At 71.1% G+C, this 15,510-nt stretch carries 11 protein-coding genes, 1 tRNA gene and 1 pseudogene; 8 read left to right on the forward strand and 5 right to left on the reverse strand.

All coding sequences use genetic code 11. From position 1 onward, the window contains the following. The 6 genes from ACIOHP_RS31540 (at window position 1) to ACIOHP_RS31565 (ending at window position 7,593) form a co-directional block, all read left to right on the forward strand. Complete coding sequence (locus ACIOHP_RS31540; protein WP_401892838.1) at window positions 1-897, forward strand: carbohydrate ABC transporter permease; 897 nt, start codon at window positions 1-3, stop codon at window positions 895-897. Then, window positions 894-1,832 (forward strand): carbohydrate ABC transporter permease, encoded by a 939-nt coding sequence (locus tag ACIOHP_RS31545; RefSeq protein ID WP_401892840.1) that lies wholly within the window; start codon window positions 894-896, stop codon window positions 1,830-1,832. Before ACIOHP_RS31540 ends, ACIOHP_RS31545 begins: the two co-directional genes overlap by 4 nt. A gap of 47 nt (window positions 1,833-1,879) precedes the next feature. Continuing rightward, window positions 1,880-4,006, forward strand: coding sequence for a beta-galactosidase (locus tag ACIOHP_RS31550; RefSeq protein ID WP_401892843.1), 2,127 nt, complete (start codon window positions 1,880-1,882; stop codon window positions 4,004-4,006). 45 nt (window positions 4,007-4,051) lie between these two features. Then, a complete protein-coding gene (locus tag ACIOHP_RS31555; protein ID WP_401892845.1) occupies window positions 4,052-5,854 on the forward strand; it encodes an RICIN domain-containing protein in 1,803 nt (600 codons plus the stop codon). 270 nt (window positions 5,855-6,124) lie between these two features. Continuing rightward, on the forward strand, window positions 6,125-7,450 hold the full coding sequence (locus ACIOHP_RS31560; protein WP_401892848.1) for an MFS transporter: 1,326 nt from the start codon (window positions 6,125-6,127) through the stop codon (window positions 7,448-7,450). Next, on the forward strand, window positions 7,450-7,593 hold the full coding sequence (locus ACIOHP_RS31565) for a hypothetical protein (RefSeq protein WP_401892947.1): 144 nt from the start codon (window positions 7,450-7,452) through the stop codon (window positions 7,591-7,593). Before ACIOHP_RS31560 ends, ACIOHP_RS31565 begins: the two co-directional genes overlap by 1 nt. 47 nt (window positions 7,594-7,640) lie before the next feature. Here the strand turns inward: ACIOHP_RS31565 and ACIOHP_RS31570 are convergent. Further along, window positions 7,641-7,868: pseudogene (locus tag ACIOHP_RS31570) on the reverse strand (class I SAM-dependent methyltransferase); the annotation flags it as partial. A 277-nt stretch (window positions 7,869-8,145) separates the two neighbouring features. Here ACIOHP_RS31570 and ACIOHP_RS31575 point away from each other — a divergent pair. Together ACIOHP_RS31575 and ACIOHP_RS31580 are read left to right on the forward strand one after the other, a co-directional pair. Continuing rightward, window positions 8,146-9,327: an FAD-dependent monooxygenase gene (locus tag ACIOHP_RS31575; protein WP_401892851.1), complete on the forward strand. Its 1,182-nt coding sequence runs from the start codon at window positions 8,146-8,148 to the stop codon at window positions 9,325-9,327. Continuing rightward, window positions 9,327-10,865, forward strand: coding sequence for a hypothetical protein (locus tag ACIOHP_RS31580; protein WP_401892853.1), 1,539 nt, complete (start codon window positions 9,327-9,329; stop codon window positions 10,863-10,865). Before ACIOHP_RS31575 ends, ACIOHP_RS31580 begins: the two co-directional genes overlap by 1 nt. 108 nt (window positions 10,866-10,973) lie before the next feature. On the opposite strand, the gene ACIOHP_RS31585 is transcribed toward ACIOHP_RS31580, so the two are convergent. The 4 genes from ACIOHP_RS31585 to ACIOHP_RS31600 form a co-directional block, all read right to left on the reverse strand. Further along, window positions 10,974-12,098 carry an FAD-dependent oxidoreductase gene (locus ACIOHP_RS31585; RefSeq protein ID WP_401892854.1) on the reverse strand — a complete coding sequence of 375 codons (1,125 nt, stop codon included), beginning with the start codon at window positions 12,096-12,098 and terminating at the stop codon, window positions 10,974-10,976. Between the two features lie 309 nt (window positions 12,099-12,407). Continuing rightward, window positions 12,408-12,480, reverse strand: a tRNA-Gly gene (locus tag ACIOHP_RS31590). A gap of 92 nt (window positions 12,481-12,572) precedes the next feature. Next, window positions 12,573-14,288, reverse strand: coding sequence for a protein kinase (locus tag ACIOHP_RS31595; protein WP_401892856.1), 1,716 nt, complete (start codon window positions 14,286-14,288; stop codon window positions 12,573-12,575). Window positions 14,289-14,400: 112 nt separating this feature from the next. Then, complete coding sequence (locus tag ACIOHP_RS31600; RefSeq protein ID WP_401892858.1) at window positions 14,401-15,510, reverse strand: hypothetical protein; 1,110 nt, start codon at window positions 15,508-15,510, stop codon at window positions 14,401-14,403.

The raw sequence follows: 15,510 nt of genomic DNA on the forward strand, positions 1-15,510 counted from the left end.
ATGGCTGCCACCACCCCGGCCCCCGCCAAGGGCAAACGCCGTGCGGCAGGGCCGCTGTTCGTCGCACCGTTCATGGTGCTCTTCCTCCTGCTCTTCCTCGCCCCGCTCGGCTACGCCGCCTATCTCAGCCTCTTCCAGGAACGCCTCATCGGCGGCACGGCCTTCGTCGGACTGGACAACTACGTCACGGCCGTCAAGGACCCGCAGCTCATCCACGGCGTCGGACGCGTCGCGCTGTTCTTCGTGATCCAGGTCCCGGTGATGCTGCTGCTCGCCCTGCTGTTCGCCCTCGCGCTGGACAGCGGGCTGCTGCGGCTGGCCCGGGTGATCCGGCTGGGCATCTTCGTGCCGTACGCGGTGCCCAGCGTGGTCGCGGCACTGATGTGGGGCTATCTGTACGGCCCGGACTTCGGCCCGTTCGCCCAGCTGAGCCGGGACCTGGACCTGCCGGTCCCGCAATTCCTCAGCGAGGGCTGGATGCTCGGCAGCCTCGCGAACATCGTGACCTGGGAGTTCGTCGGCTACAACATGATCATCCTGTACGCCGCCCTGCGCACCATCCCCAGCGAGCTGTACGAAGCGGCGGCCATGGACGGCGCCGGCGCCTGGCGCATCGCCTGGTCCGTCAAACTCCCCGCGCTCAAGCCGGCGCTGATGCTCACCCTGCTGTTCTCCATCATCGGCAGCTTCCAGCTCTTCAACGAACCGAACCTGCTGATGAAGGTCGCCCCGGACGTCATCAGCAGCTCCTACACCGCCAACCTCTACGCCTACTCCCTCGCCTTCACCGGCCAGCAGGTCAACTACGCGGCCACGGTGTCCTTCCTTCTCGGCCTTGTCATCGTGATCGCCTCCTACGCCATCCTGCTCACCGCGAACCGCAGGAGGACCCCGTGACGACCACAGCCCTGTCCCCGGGGACCACGAGCACCCCGCCCAAGGACCGGAAGCCCGCGGCCCGAGGCCGGCGCAGGCCGTCTTCCGGGCGCCGCAGCACCCCGCTGACGATCGCCATGCTGGCCGCCCTGGCCTACTTCCTCCTTCCCCTGTTCTGGCTGCTGATCGCCTCGACGAAGAGCACCCAGGACCTGTTCAACAGCTTCGGCCTGTGGTTCTCGGACGCCCCGCAGCTGCTGGCGAACATCAAGGCGACCTTCACTCAGGACGACGGCGTCTTCGTGCACTGGCTGCTCAACACGGTGATGTACGCCGTGGTGAGCTCCGTCGGTGCCGCCCTGCTCGCGGCCGCGGCCGGGTACGGCTTCGCCAAGTTCCGTTTCCGCGGCGACCGGTTGGGCTTCAACCTGGTCCTCGGCGCCGTCATGGTCCCGACCACCGCCCTGGCGATCCCGACCTACCTGCTCTTCGCGGAGGCGGGCCTGGTCAACACCCCCTGGGCGATCATCCTGCCCTCCCTGGTCAACCCGTTCGGCCTCTACCTCATGCGCGTCTACGCCCAGGACGCCGTACCGGACAGCATTCTGGAGGCCGCCCGCATCGACGGCGCCGGGGAAGCCCGGATCTTCTTCACCATCGCCCTGCGCCTGCTCGCGCCGGGTCTGGTGACCGTGCTGCTGTTCACGCTGGTGGCGACCTGGAACAACTACTTCCTGCCGCTGATCATGCTCAACGACCCGGACCTGTACCCGATCACGGTCGGCCTGTCCTCCTGGGCCGCCCAGGCCCAGAACGGCGGGGCCGGCTCCAGCAGCGACATGCTCGCGCTCGTCGTGACCGGCTCCCTGATCTCGATCCTGCCCCTCGTCGTGGCCTTCCTGCTCCTGCAGCGTTACTGGCAGAGCGGCCTGGCCGCCGGCGGCGTCAAGCAGTAGGGCACGCAGCCCTCGTACCACTCCCCCCTTCCCCGGAGGTTTCCTTCATGGCGGCTCTGCCTGCCCGCGTCCTCTTCGGCGCCGCGTACTACCACGAGTACCAGCCGTACGAGCGCCCCGACGAACGTCTCAAGACCGACCTGGACCTGATGTCCGAGGCGCACGTCACCGTCATCCGGGTCGGTGAGTCGGTGTGGTCGACCTGGGAGCCGGAGAACGGACGGTTCGACCTCGACTGGCTCCAGCCGGTCCTCGACGGCGCCCACGAGCGGGGCATCTCCGTCGTCCTCGGCACCCCGACGTACGCCGTCCCACCGTGGCTCGCCCGCCAGTACCCCGAGATCACCGGCGAGCGGCGCACCGGCGAGCGCATCGGCTGGGGTGCCCGCCAGGAAGTCGACTTCACCCACCCCGCGTTCCGCTTCCACGCCGAGCGGATCATCCGCAAGATCGTCGCCCGGTACGTCGACCACCCCGCCGTCATCGGCTTCCAGGTCGACAACGAACCCGGCCTGGAGCTCTTCCACAACCACGGCGTCTTCCAGCGCTTCACCGACCACCTGCGCGCCAAGTACGGCGACGTCGAGACCCTCAACCGCGAGTGGGGACTGGTCTATTGGTCGCACCGGCTGTCGACCTGGGCCGACCTGTGGACCCCGGACGGCAACGCCCAGCCCCAGTACGACGTCGCCTGGCGGGAGTTCCAGGCCCGGCAGGTCACCGAGTTCATCGGCTGGCAGGCCGACCTCGTCCGCGAGTACGCCCGGCCCGAGCAGTTCGTCACCACCTGCATCTCCTACAAGCGCCCCGGGGTGGAGGACGACGAGCTGACCGACCGGCTCGACATCGCCACCGGCAACGCGTACTACGGCATGCAGGACGATCTGCTGCTGCCCGACCCCACGCCCGACGGTCTCGAGCAGGGCTGGCAGACCACCGGGGTCTGGGCGCTGTACCAGACCGCGGACTGGATGTTCTCCTCCCGCCAGGAGCCCTTCCTGGTCACCGAGACCAACGCCGGTTCCATCGGCATGCCGTGGGACAACCGTCCCGCCTACGACGGCCAGTGGCGCCAGGCCGCCTGGGCGCTGGTCGGGCGCGGGGCCCGGATGATCGAGTACTGGCACTGGCACACGCTGCACTTCGGCGCGGAGACCTACTGGGGCGGCATCCTGCCCCACACCGGGCAGCCCGGGCGCACCTACGCCGAACTGGCCCGGCTGGGCGCGGAGTTCGAGGCCGCGGGCCCGCTGGTGGCCGGGCTCGAACCGGACGCCGACATCACGATGGTGTACTCGACGCCGAGCAAGTGGCTGATGGAGAAGTACCCGCCGCTGGCCAAGCCGGACGGTGAGCCCGACCCGACCGCCTACCACCGCATCTTCGACCCCTTCTACCGCGGCGCCTTCGACGCCGGCCGCCAGGTCCGCATGGTCCACGCCCGCCAGCTGCACGACCCGCGCGACGAGCGGGAGGGAATGACGCCGCAGGATGCCGCCCGGCGCCACCCCGTCCTCGTCGTCCCGGCGCTGTACATCGCCGCCGACTCGACCCTGGACTGGCTGGCCGCCTACGCGGAAGCCGGCGGCCACCTGGTCCTCGGCCCACGCACCGGCTACGCCGACCACGAGGCGCGGGCCCGGCACGAGCCGGCGCCCGGACGGCTGGTCGACTGCGCGGGCGTCCAGTACGACGAGTTCAGCAACCTCGTACGAGACATCCCCGTGCGCTCGGCGTCCGGCGGACCGCTCGACCTGCCCGAGGGGGCGACGGCGACCCACTGGGCGGAAGGCCTGACCGCCACCGACGCCGACGTCCTCGTCGAGTACGACCACCCGCACTTCGGCCGCTGGCCCGCCGTCACCACCCGCCGCCACGGTGCGGGCCGCGTCACCACCGTCGGAACCGTCCCCGGCCGCGACCTCGCCCGGGCACTGGCCGCCTGGATGACACCGGCCTCCCGCGACGCCTGGCCGGACCGCCCGGAATCCGTCACCGCCACGACCGGCACCTCACCCGACGGACGCCGCGTCCACATCGTCCACAACTGGAGCTGGGAGCCCGTCCGCGTCCAGGCCCCGGTGGACCTCTCCGACGCCCTGACCGGCGCCTCCGTCCCCGCGGGCACGGAGCTGGAGCTCGGCGCCTGGGACGTCCGCGTACTCGTCGCCTGACCCGACCCCTTACCGGCACCACCGTGGCCACCCCCAGGAGGGGCAATGCACACAAGAAGAGCAGGAAGAGCGCTCGGATTCGTCGCGGCATCAGCGCTGCTGGCGATACCCGCCTCCAGTGCGCAGGCGTACAACCCGACGGGTGGAATCCTCTACCAGCTCGGCAGCGAACCGTGTCTGAAGGGGCGGGGCAACTGCGCGGTCTACCCGAAGTCGGCGCAGCTGCCGAGCGGGCGTCTGGTCGCGTCGTTCGAGAAGTCCACGGTCGTGTCGGCCACGGGCAGCGCCGACAGACAGACCCTCCCCGTGTACAAGAGCGACGACCACGGCACGTCGTGGCAGCCGCTGTCGGAGGTCAAAGCTCCCGCGTACCTCTCCAGCGACCCCAAGTACGCGAAGTACACGAGCAATTGGACGAACCCGTACCTCTACACGCTGCCGCAGGACGTCGGGAACCTGAAGCAGGGCACGCTGCTCCTCGCGAGCGTCGTCTCGGGCGACGACTACTACTACAAGGAGCACAAGGCGGCCGACCCGAACTGGACGCCGACCAACGACGGAGACCGCAGGGACCTGGCGATAGCCCTGTACTCCAGCACCGACGACGGTGCGACGTGGAAGGTCCTCAACATCGTCGCGACCGGCGGCTGGCAGGGCGGCAGCGCGGGCGCGACCGGGCAGAACATCGCCGCCGCGAACACGAACAAGCAGGTGGATCCCCTGTGGGAGCCGTACCTGATGGTCCACAAGGGCCAACTCGTCTGCTACTACTCCGACGAGAACGACTACACCGGCTTCAACGCGAGCACCGGTGTCCCGACGCTGGACCCCGCCAACGACACCGCCACGGACTCCCTGGGCCAGATCCTCGCCCACAGGACCTGGGACGGTCGCGGTGCGCAGTGGAGCGCCCCCGTCGTCGACGTCGCCGGGCTGACCCAGAGCATGGGAGGCGGCAAGACGGAGATCGGCGGCGGACGGCCGGGCATGGCGAACGTCGTGCGCACGACGGACGGCAAGTGGATGCTCCCCTTCGAGTACTGGGGCGGCGGAGCCAACACCAGGTACGTGGTCGCCGACAACCCGCTGGAGTTCTACCGCGGTTCGGCCACCGGCACGGACGTCGCCTCCCTGCCGGTCGACTCCGGCTCCCGTCCGCTCGCCGGAAACGGCAGTCCGGTGATCATCAGGCTGCCGGGCGGGCGCCTGGTCTACAACGCGGCCGCGAGCGGCAACGTCTGGGTCAACGAGAGCGGACGCAGCGACGGCACGTGGAAGGAGTACCAGACGACCTCACCGGCCGGTTACAGCCGCAACCTGCAGTACGTCGAGGGCACCGGCCGCATCGCGATCCTCAACAACCAGGGCACCTCGACGATCGCCTACGCCGAGGTCGACCTCGGCCAATCGGCCGGCGCCTACTACCAGTTGGTCAACCGCAAGACCGACCAGGTGATCGGTACCGGGAACAACACCAACGACGCGAACCTCGGCAACGCCGACGTCCCCGACGTCGTCCTGGAGGACCCCGGCGCGGCGGCGAACCCGGACACCCAGTACTGGCACGTGGTGACCGAACCGAACGGCGGCACGACCCTGCTGAACAAGTCGGGCGGCCGCGCGGCGGCCATCTGGACGGGCAACGCGACAGCCGGCCAACGGATCGGCCAGTGGGTCGACAACAGCGCCACCGGCAGCTGGAACCTGATCAAGACCAGCGACGGCTTCTACAAACTGCAGTCGGTAAAGAACACGAGCCTCTACCTCACCGGCGCCTCCGACGGAGCACCTCTGACCTTGCAGAACGCGACCACGGACGGCTCGCAGGACTGGGAGCTCGTCCCGTAGGCCACCGCCGGCCCGGCGCGGAAGGCAGGCGAAATCCGCTTTTCGCGCCGGGCCGGCGGCAGCTAGCGTCTGGGTGCAGCGAGTCGCCCACGAGGAGTTGAGAGATGGTCGGTCGTCCGAGCGCGCGTTGACGTCGTAGGCCGTGACCGGCCCGTCATCGCGTGCCGCCCTTGATGTTGCGGCACAGCGAGCCTTCTCCTGCCTGGACCGTCGGCGCACCTGTCGGGTGCCCGGTGGCAGGCCTCGTTGTCGGCGACCCGAGGGATCTCCGTGCCGTCCGCTTCCTCCGCTGTATCCGATTCCGGTCGGCCCGTTCCGTCCAGCCTGTGGCGGGACAGCGACTTCCGCAGACTCTGGGTGGGACAGACCGCCTCCCAACTCGGGGAACAAGCAGGTCTGGTGGTCCTTCCGCTCTTCGCCGTCCTGACCCTGCATGCCGGTGCGACCGAACTGGGCGTCCTGCGCGCCGTGGGGCAGGCGCCGATCCTGTTGCTCTCGCTGTTCGTCGGCGCGTGGGTGGACCGGTGGCGCACTCGCACGGTGATGGTGCTGACGGACGCGGGCCGGACCCTTGCCCTGGGTGCCGCCGCCGTGGCCGGCCTCTTCGGCTGGCTCGGCCTGCCCGCGCTGTTCGTGATCGCTTTCGCCGTCGGGGCCCTGTCGGTGTTCTTCGACGTGGCGTACCAGGCGTGTCTCGTACGGCTGGTGCGACGCGATCAACTGGTGCGCGGAAACAGCGCCCTTGAGGCCAGCCGGTCCGCGGCGCAGATCGGCGGTCCCGCCCTGGGTGGTGCGTTGGTGTCGCTGCTGTCGGCGCCGATCGCCGCCGTCTCCAGCGCGCTGTTCTTCGCGCTGTCGTTCCTGTCGATCCGACGAATCCGTAGACCCGAATCGGCCCCGGAGCACCGGCAACGTCCCTCGCGGGTCTGGCGGCGCATCCACGAAGGTCTACGTTTTGTCGTCAGCGACAGCGCACTGCGGACCGTGTGCCTGGCCTCCGCCGCCTTCCAGTTCTCGCTCGCGGCCGTGATGACCGTCTATCTGCTCTTCCTGCCGCGGGAACTGCACCTGTCCGGCGCCGCCGTCGGGCTGGCCCTCGCGGCGACAGGGCCGGGCGCGCTTGTGGGCTCCGTCCTGGCCGCCCGTCTGCCGAACCGGTTCGGGTACGGCCCGGTACTCGTGGCCGCGGCGGCACTCGGCGACGGCGTGTTCTTGTGTGTACCCGCGCTCCACGGCTCCCCCGCCGTGACCGTCCCCGCGCTCCTCGCGGTCAACTTCGTGTTCGGGGTCGGCGGCCAGTTGGTGAATGTGGCGGTCATGGCCGTCCGACAGACCGTCACGCCGGACGGGATGCAAGGCCGCGCCGCCGCGACGATCACGTTCGTCGGCATGGGACTCTCCCCGCTCGGCTCCCTGCTCGGCGGCTTCCTCGCGGACGCCTGGGGGTTGCGCACCAGTCTCCTGGTGACGGCCGTGGGCATGCTGTTGTCCCCGGTGGTGATGGCTCTGTCCCCGTTTGTACGCCTTGGACGGACGCTCCCGGCCCCGCGGAGCGCGCCGCTGACAGCCGACCGTGGGAAGGGCGACTCGGGGTGATGGCCTGGTCAGCCGGCTCGGAGCCGGACGCGTTGTTCGGCGACGACGGACACGCGAAGCTCGGCGCCGTCGGGTGCGGCAGCCGTGCGGACGCGGCCGATCTGTTCGGCCGGCACCAGGGCGGTTCCCCCTCCGCCATGTGAGCGCGGATGCCGCGCAGGGCGGCCGGCGCCGCGTCGTCGTCGGGGAGCGGGGTGAAGGTCGGTCCGGCGAGGAAGATCGCCCGGTAGCGGCGGGGCAGCTTCAAAGCCTCCATACGCTGGTGGAACACGGTCGCACGGATGCCTTGCTCGTCTGCCCGGCGACGGCGGCGGTCGAGGATGTCCGCGGAGGAGTCGACGCCCTCGACCTCCAGACCGCGTCGGCGCAGTTCGAGCGGAGGGTCACCGTCGCCCCACCCCAACTCCAGTGCCGGCATGCCTGCTCGCTCAACGAAGGCCGCATAGGGCTCAGGGTCCTGGGAGAAGGACTTCAGCGGTCCGTAGAGCTCCGCGACGATCCAAGGCAGGGCACTGCTGATGAGCCGGCTCCCGGCTCCGCGTCAAGGGCACGGGAGGCACGTTGACAGGTGCCTGTCGACATGTTGCTATGAGGCGCTGCTCAGCCGGAACTGCGTCGCGTCGCATACCGCTCGGGCACCGGATCGACGGACACCAAAGCGGGGGCCGTGCCCCTTAAGTACAGAGCGAGGAACCATGCCGCAGCGCGCTGCGACCATCGTCGGCGGCGGCATCGGCGGGCTCGCGGCGGCCATCGCCCTGCATCGCCGGGGTTGGCGTGTCGAGGTGCTGGAACGGGCTCCTGAGTTCGCCGAGATCGGCGCCGGCATCTCCCTGTGGCCGAACGCGCTGCGCGCACTCGAGGCGCTCGGGCTGGCCGACGCCGTCCGGGCACTGGGCGCCGTCGAGGCCGCGGGCGGCGTACGCGACCGCCGGGGCCGGTGGCTCTCCCGTACGGACAACGCGGAACTGGCACGCCGCTTCGGCCACCCCCTGACGGTCCTGCACCGTGCCGACCTGTTGCGGGCGCTCACCCAGGCGCTGCCCGCCGACAGTCTGCGGCCGGGCAGCGAGGTGTCCACGGTCCACGACGACGGCCACCGCCCGGTCGTAGACCACGGCGGGGGTCAGTCCCGGCCCGACCTCGTCATCGGCGCCGACGGGCTGCGCAGTGTGGTCCGGCGCGCCCTGTGGCCCGACGCGGCCGGCCCCCGGTACGCCGGTTACACCGCCTGGCGCATGGTCACCGAGCCCCTCGCCCAGCCGCCCTCCGAGGGCGCGGCGACCTGGGGCCGCGGGGAACGGTTCGGCTACACGGCGCTGCCGGGCGGGCGGATGTACTGCTTCGCGACCGCGTCGCTCCCGGCCGCAGCGGCCTCCGCCTCCTCCGAGTACGCCGAACTGCTGCGCCGGTTCGGCTCCTGGCCGGATCCCGTCCCCGCCCTGCTGGCCGCCGTCCCCGCGGACGCGGTGCTCCGCCACGACCTGTACGACCTGCCGCCCCTGCCCTCCTTCGTCCACGGCCGCGTCGCGCTGCTGGGCGACGCGGCCCATGCGATGACCCCCAATCTGGGCCAGGGCGCCTGCCAGGCGCTGGAGGACGCGGTCACCCTCGCCCACTGCCTCGACAGCACCCCGGACGTCACCGCCGCGCTCCGCTCGTACGACCTGCTGCGCCGCCCGCGTACGCAGGCCATCACCCGCCGCTCCGCCCGGCTCGGCGTGCTCGGCCAACTGTCGTGGCGACCGGCGGTGTTGCTGCGCGACACCGCCGCCCGGCTGACACCGACACGCGCGACGCTGCGTTCCATGACGCCGGTGCTCGGCTGGACCGCGCCCGACGGCCCGATGACCGCGACCCAGAGCGAGACCCACTGATGCCGGACTGGACCTACCACCCGATGCGCCAGGCGGCCGCCGCAGTGCTCGGCCGCCGCCGTTCACAGCTCACCGCACTGGGACTGCTCGCCCGGATCGGCTCCCGCCCCGCCGGCGCGCGACTCATCGCCCGCGGGTTCGGCCACCGCCATCCGCCGCGGCACCTCGCGGGCGACATCGTCGGCGTACCCGTGACCGTCCGCCTCGGCATATCCGTCCCGCCCTCCCTCGCCCGCGAAGCGGTACACGCCATGCCCCCGCTCGGGGCCGGTGTCGTCGAGGTGGGGCCCGTCTCGGCGGCGGACGCGGAGACGGTACGCAAGGCCGCTGCCGGCCGCACGATCCCGCTGGTCGTCCGCGCCCGCGACCCCGAGGTCGAGGCCGCCCTCAAGCCCCATGTCGACGGGTTCACCCGCGACGACGACCCGCACCTGGTCCACGTGTCCGACGCGTCGGTCACCGCCGCGGCCGCTGCGCTCGAGGAGCCGGGCGCGGTCGTGCTCGCCCGGCCCGGGGTGCTCGTCGAGTCCGGGCCCGGCTGGTTCGCCCGGGTCACCGAGGCGGCCACACCGACCGCGCCCGCCCCACGGCTACGGGACGTCGGCCTCGATCCCCGCCGCTGGCCCGCCTGGTGGTGGGCGCTGCTCGTCGGGCTCGGGATGACGGGCGCCGGACTCGGGGCCGCGGCGATCACCCTCGGGCCGGTACTGCTCTGGTACGACCGCGACTACCTCGGCATGACGCTGCACGACCTGCATGCCGCCAACCACCACCTCGTGCACTTCCTCCAGCACGACCGGATCACCATGGCCGGCACGATGGTGGCGATCGGCGCCCTCTACACGGGCCTCGCCGTGGGCGGCATCCGACGCGGCTGGCCCTGGGCCCGCGAGGTGTATCTGCTCTCGGGCGCCATCGGCTTCCCCACCCTGTTCTACTTCCTGGCCACCGGCTTCGTGGAACCCCTGCACACGGCCACCACCCTCGTCCTGTTCCCGATGTTCGTGGCCGGGATCCGCCCGACCCCGCACGCACCCCGCTGGCACCTGGCCCCCGAGGGACCGGAGCGGGAGCGCCGACGGGCGCTGACCGGCCAGCTTCTCCTGATCGTCACGGGAGCCGGGCTGTTCGTCGGCGGAGCCGTGATCTCCGTGGTCGGCCTGACCGGCGTCTTCGTGCCGAGCGACCTGACCTTCCTGGGCACCGGCGCGCAGACGCTGGAAGCCGTCAATCCGCGGCTCGTGCCGTTCATCGCCCACGACCGCGCGGGGTTCGGCGGCGCCCTGATGTCCGCGGCCGTGGCGATCCTCCTGCTCAGCGCGTGGGGCTGGCGGCGAGGTGAGGCCTGGGTGTTCTGGACCCTGGCCGCGGCGGCGACCGCCGGCTTCCTGCCCGCCGTCGTGGTCCACGGGGTGATCCACTACACCGACTTCATCCACCTCGTACCGGTCTACATCGGCATCGCCCTGACCGGCATCGGCCTCCTGCTCGCGCGCCCCTACCTCTGCGCCAAGACGCCGGCCCCGCCAGGCGACTGACGGGCACCCTCCGGAGAGAAACCGGAGCGGCGCAAGTCACGCAGCGGGACGGCACTTGGGCAAGGGACAGTCACCGTGGCGCCCTCGACCGGCGGCTCACGGGGTCTGCTAGTGCTGGGTGAACGCGGCGATCAGGCCCTGGGCCGTGTTGTTCTCGGAGTCGATGTGGTGGACTTCGGCTCCTTCGAACATGGCGACCTCGGCGCTGCGGAGGAACATGGCCTGTTCGTACTCGCTGAGCGCGGCCTCGATGTCGTCGGGGTGCGCGGCGAGGGCCTTGCCGAGTTCGGCGCCGTCGAGCATGGCCAGGTTGGCTCCTTCGCCGTTCGGGGCCGCGAGGTGGGCGGCGTCACCGAGGAGCGTCACCCCCGGCACCCGGTCCCACCGGTGGTCGACCGGCAGGGTGTAGTGGGGGCGCAGGACCGGAGCGGTGTCGCCGTCGGTGATCAGCGCGGTCAGTTCGGGCGCCCAGCCGTCGAACTCCTGGGCGATCCGTGCGGCGGCCGCGGCGGCGTCGGTGAAGTCGATGGCGGCGAACCACTCCTGCGGCCTGCTCAGCGCCACATAGGTGTGCAGAGTGTCGCCGCTTTCCCGGTGTCCGAAGATCTCCTTGCCCGGCGAAGGCGCCATCATCGAACCACCGCCGACCGCTTTCGCGCAGGCGGGGTGCCGGGTGTCGGCGTCGAACAGATAGGTCTCGACGAACGATGTCCCGACGTACTCGGGTGTGGCGCCGGAGAGCAGCGGCCTCACCCGTGACCAGGCGCCGTCCGCGCCGACCAGCAGACTGGTGACGACGGTGGTGCCGTCGGCGAACGTCACCTCGTAGCGGCCCTGGCCGAGGGCGCGGGTGCCGCTGGCCTTGTGCCCCCATCGGACGGTGCCGGCCGGGAGTGAGTCGAGCAGGATCTGCCGCAGTTCGCTGCGCTGCACCTCGGGGCGTCCGCCGGTGCCGTCGTCGCCCTCCTCGAACAGGACGGTCCCGTCCCGGTCGAGGACCCGCATCGCCTGACGGCCCTCCAGGATGATGGCCCGGAACGCGTCCATCAGGCCGGCCGCCTCGAGGGCGAGCTGCCCGTTGTAGTCGTGGATGTCGAGCATCCCGCCCTGCATACGCGCCGACGGGGAGACCTCGGCCTCGTGGACCGAGACCGGGATGCCGTGGACATGCAGGACACGGGCCAGCGTGAGTCCGCCGAGTCCGGCACCGATGATCGTGACGGGTGTGCGCATGGTGGCTCCTTGGGGATCGGGCCGCCCGGTGGTATCCGGCCGGCCTCCTCCCGAAAGATCCCAACGCCTCCCGACAGGCCGCCGACATCGCACCAACAGCCCCCGACAACCGACCGACACCACGCCGGTGATGATCGTGACAGAGGTCTGGCCCGCCGCTACGGGGGAGAGCGACGGGCCAGTACCTCCACAGTGCCACAGCCGCGCACGAGATGTGCGGCGTCATGGGAAAGCGCCGCCGCTCAACAGGCCCGAAACGCCGGAAATACACAGAGCCCGTCCCGGATGTATCCGGGACGGGCTCTGCTGTGGAGCGCCGGGCAGGCCTTGCACCTGCATCTCCCCGCAGGAAGCGGGGCGTCTTTCCTTGGACCACCAACGCGCGACCGGAAACCAGGAGTTCTGGCGACCAGCTCTAGATCAAGCATAGCGGATGCTCGACGGCCGGCAGACACGGGCGACCGCGCGAAGCGGTCAGTCCTCCGCCGGATTCACGTCCGTCACCTTGCCCTCGGTGTCGGTCTGCAGGAAACCGCTACGGCCGTACTTGTCCGAGAGGTAGACCGACAGTCCGAACGAAGGGTTGAAGGCGTTGGGCTGGCGCACCAGCACATAACGGGTCTCGACATCCTTGACGTTCAGCTTCTTCTCCGCCTCGGCCAAGAGAGCGGGAATCCTGTCCCAGTTGAAGTCCTCGACGGCGAAGGGCTTGTAACCACTCGGCAGGGTGCTGTCGATGATGCCCTTCTTCGCGCCCGTGCCCGGGCGGTAGTCGTACGACTCGTATGCGGTGTCACTGCCGTTGACCATCACCTGGGCCAGTACGTAGTCGTCGTAGACGGAGAAGCTGCCGAACCTCTTCCGGCCGCTCTCCTTCTCCAACGCCTTGATGGCGGTGCGGATGTTGGCGGGGGTGAGCATGCTCCCCGTCGCGGTCTCCTGCGAATCCGAACTGGCGGAGGGCGAGCCCGATGTCGGCGTCGAGACTGACGTAGGTGTCGAGGACGACGTGGACGTCGAGGGGCCTCCCGTGTTCAGGTCGGCGGAACCGTCGTCCAGGGGCAGCAGCCACCACAGCAGTGCTACGGCGCCGACGAGCGAGGTTCCCGACAGGCTCAACAGCAAGGGGCGGCCCGGGGTGCGTCGGCGTGGCGCTCGGGTAGGGGAGGTCACCGATTGGGGTGCTGTCGGTGCTGTCGGCCCGGGGATCGGGTTGGCCGACGGGGGGCCGAATGCGGCGGGAGTGGCAGGCGCGCCGGGGTACCAAGGGTCTGTGGGCGTGGACGGTGCCGCCAAGGGATACGAGGTGGGTTCGTCGCGCGGGGGCGTCGGGGCGGTCGTCGGCTCCGACTCGATCACGGCGAGTCTGCGGTCCAGGACAGCGGCGGATGCGCGCGCCGCGGGGTCCCGTACCAGCACGCTCATCAGGACGTCGCCGAGGAGGCCGGCCCGTACCGGTGGCGGCACGTCGTCGTGGAGGACGGCGGCGAGGGTGGCCAGGGTGCTGCCCCGGCGCAGCGGGTGGTGGCCCTCCACCGCGTTGTAGAGCATCATCGCCAGCGACCACAGGTCGGACGCGGGTCCGCCCTCGTGGCCCGAGATGCGTTCCGGCGCCATGAAGTCCGGTGTGCCGATGATGGAGCCGGTGGCGGTGAGGCTGGTCGTCTCTCGGATCGCGGCGATACCGAAGTCGGTGAGGACGGGGCGCCCGTCCGGCCGTAGCAGCACATTGGCGGGCTTGACGTCCCGGTGCTGGATTCCGGCGTCGTGCGCGGCGGTCAGTGCGGCCAGTACCCCGCGGCCGATCCGTGCCGCCTCGGCCGGGGACATCGGCCCCTGAGCCAACCGGTCGGCGAGCGAGCCGCCGCTGACCAGCTCCATCACGATCCACGGGTAGGTGCCCTCGCCGCCGTCGACGATGTGGTGAATGGTGACGACGTTGGGATGGTCGATCCGGGCCAGGGCCCTGGCCTCGCGCAGCACGCGTTCACGCAGCATGCGAGCGGCCTCGGGGTCGTACTCGGCGAGATCGCGGTCCGGCGGGCGGACCTCCTTGATCGCCACCAGTCTGTGCAGGACCAGGTCCCTGGCCCGCCAGACCATGCCCATCCCGCCGCCGCCCAGGCGGCCCTCCAACTCGAAGCGCCCGTCGACAACCCGTCTGCCGGGACCTCCGTCTGCCTCACTCATGGGCGGGAGCTTAGTTGGCGCCACCGACATCGTTCGACGGCCCCCGAGGCGCCGGTCCGGTGCTGTGCGATGAGCGTGCCCAACGGCTCTCGGGCAGAGCCCCGTTGGTCTCTCAGTCGAACCGCAGGATGCGCGGGGCGAAGGTGCCCTCGGGGCCGTCGGCGCGGCCGACCGACCACACCGTCGACGTGCCCGGCACCGGTGCCAGCCGTAGCGTCCTGGAGTCGCCCTCCCCGGCCACCGCCGGTTCGCTGTACTCGGTGAACGACTGCCCGTTCCAGCCGAGGAAGTCCGGTCCGGGGACCCACGGTGGAGTGCTGCCCGGCGGACCCCACTTCTGCGAGCGGGCCACCGCCACCCAGCCCAGCTCGCCGGACGGGGTGGGCGCCAGTGACGTGATGCCGCCGAAGTCCGTCGGCACGGTCACGTGGCTCCACTCGTGTCCGTCGAAGCGGACGAGCAGCGGCGGGATCGGCCGGCCCACCGGACCTCCGACGAACCCGGCCGTGCCACCCGCCCACACCTCCGTGGGCGAGACCGCCAGCACGCTGCCCACGGCCGAGCGCGGGAACCCGTCCACGATCGTCTGCTCCCACGTCTGCCCGTCCCAGTGCGACACCGCCGCACCCGAGACGGTCTCGCCCGCGGCCCAGACGTCGTCGGCCGCCAGGATGTGCAGGCCGTACACGGCGCCCGGAGGCGTCGGCACGTCCCGCCAGCCGCGGCCGTCCCAGCGCAGCAGTACCTGGGCGCCGTCGCGTGAGCCGGTCAGCCAGGTCTCGCCGCCACCGGAGACGACTCGGGTCAGCAGGACCCCGCGCGGCGACCGGGTCTCGCGCCAGGCGGTGCCGTCGTAGCGCAGCAGGTGCGCGCCGCCCGCCGAGTCGCGGCCGACCGCCCAGACGGTGGTGGGTGAGGTGGCGGCGACGGACAGCAGTTCTCCCTGCCAGCCGATCCCGGGCAGGTTCTGGCGCTGCCAGGTGGTTCCGTCCCAGCGCAGCACCAGCGGGAAGCCTGGCGCCTCACGGCCGACGGCATCGGCGCCGACCACCCAGGCCCGGTCCGGCCCGAGCGCCACGGCCTCGTTGAGCCCGGCCTGTGGGCGTACCTGTGCCGGGACGGGAACGTGTTGCCAGGACCGGGTGTCCGCCGCGGCCGTGGTCATGAGGGTGATGATGGTCAGGGCGACGGCGAGGGCCGCGACGAGAAGTCTGCGTGCCAT

This window comes from Streptomyces sp. NPDC087859 (assembly GCF_044742595.1).
Taxonomy (GTDB): domain Bacteria; phylum Actinomycetota; class Actinomycetes; order Streptomycetales; family Streptomycetaceae; genus Streptomyces; species Streptomyces canus_F.

Coding starts and splice junctions, on each gene's coding strand:
- ACIOHP_RS31575 (WP_401892851.1), top strand. CDS start 8,146: ATGCCGCAGCGCGCTGCGACCATCGTCGGCGGCGGCATCGGCGGGCTC.
- ACIOHP_RS31580 (WP_401892853.1), top strand. CDS start 9,327: ATGCCGGACTGGACCTACCACCCGATGCGCCAGGCGGCCGCCGCAGTG.
- ACIOHP_RS31540 (WP_401892838.1), top strand. CDS start 1: ATGGCTGCCACCACCCCGGCCCCCGCCAAGGGCAAACGCCGTGCGGCA.
- ACIOHP_RS31585 (WP_401892854.1), bottom strand. CDS start 12,098: ATGCGCACACCCGTCACGATCATCGGTGCCGGACTCGGCGGACTCACG.
- ACIOHP_RS31595 (WP_401892856.1), bottom strand. CDS start 14,288: ATGAGTGAGGCAGACGGAGGTCCCGGCAGACGGGTTGTCGACGGGCGC.
- ACIOHP_RS31550 (WP_401892843.1), top strand. CDS start 1,880: ATGGCGGCTCTGCCTGCCCGCGTCCTCTTCGGCGCCGCGTACTACCAC.
- ACIOHP_RS31600 (WP_401892858.1), bottom strand. CDS start 15,510: ATGGCACGCAGACTTCTCGTCGCGGCCCTCGCCGTCGCCCTGACCATC.
- ACIOHP_RS31565 (WP_401892947.1), top strand. CDS start 7,450: ATGGCCTGGTCAGCCGGCTCGGAGCCGGACGCGTTGTTCGGCGACGAC.
- ACIOHP_RS31555 (WP_401892845.1), top strand. CDS start 4,052: ATGCACACAAGAAGAGCAGGAAGAGCGCTCGGATTCGTCGCGGCATCA.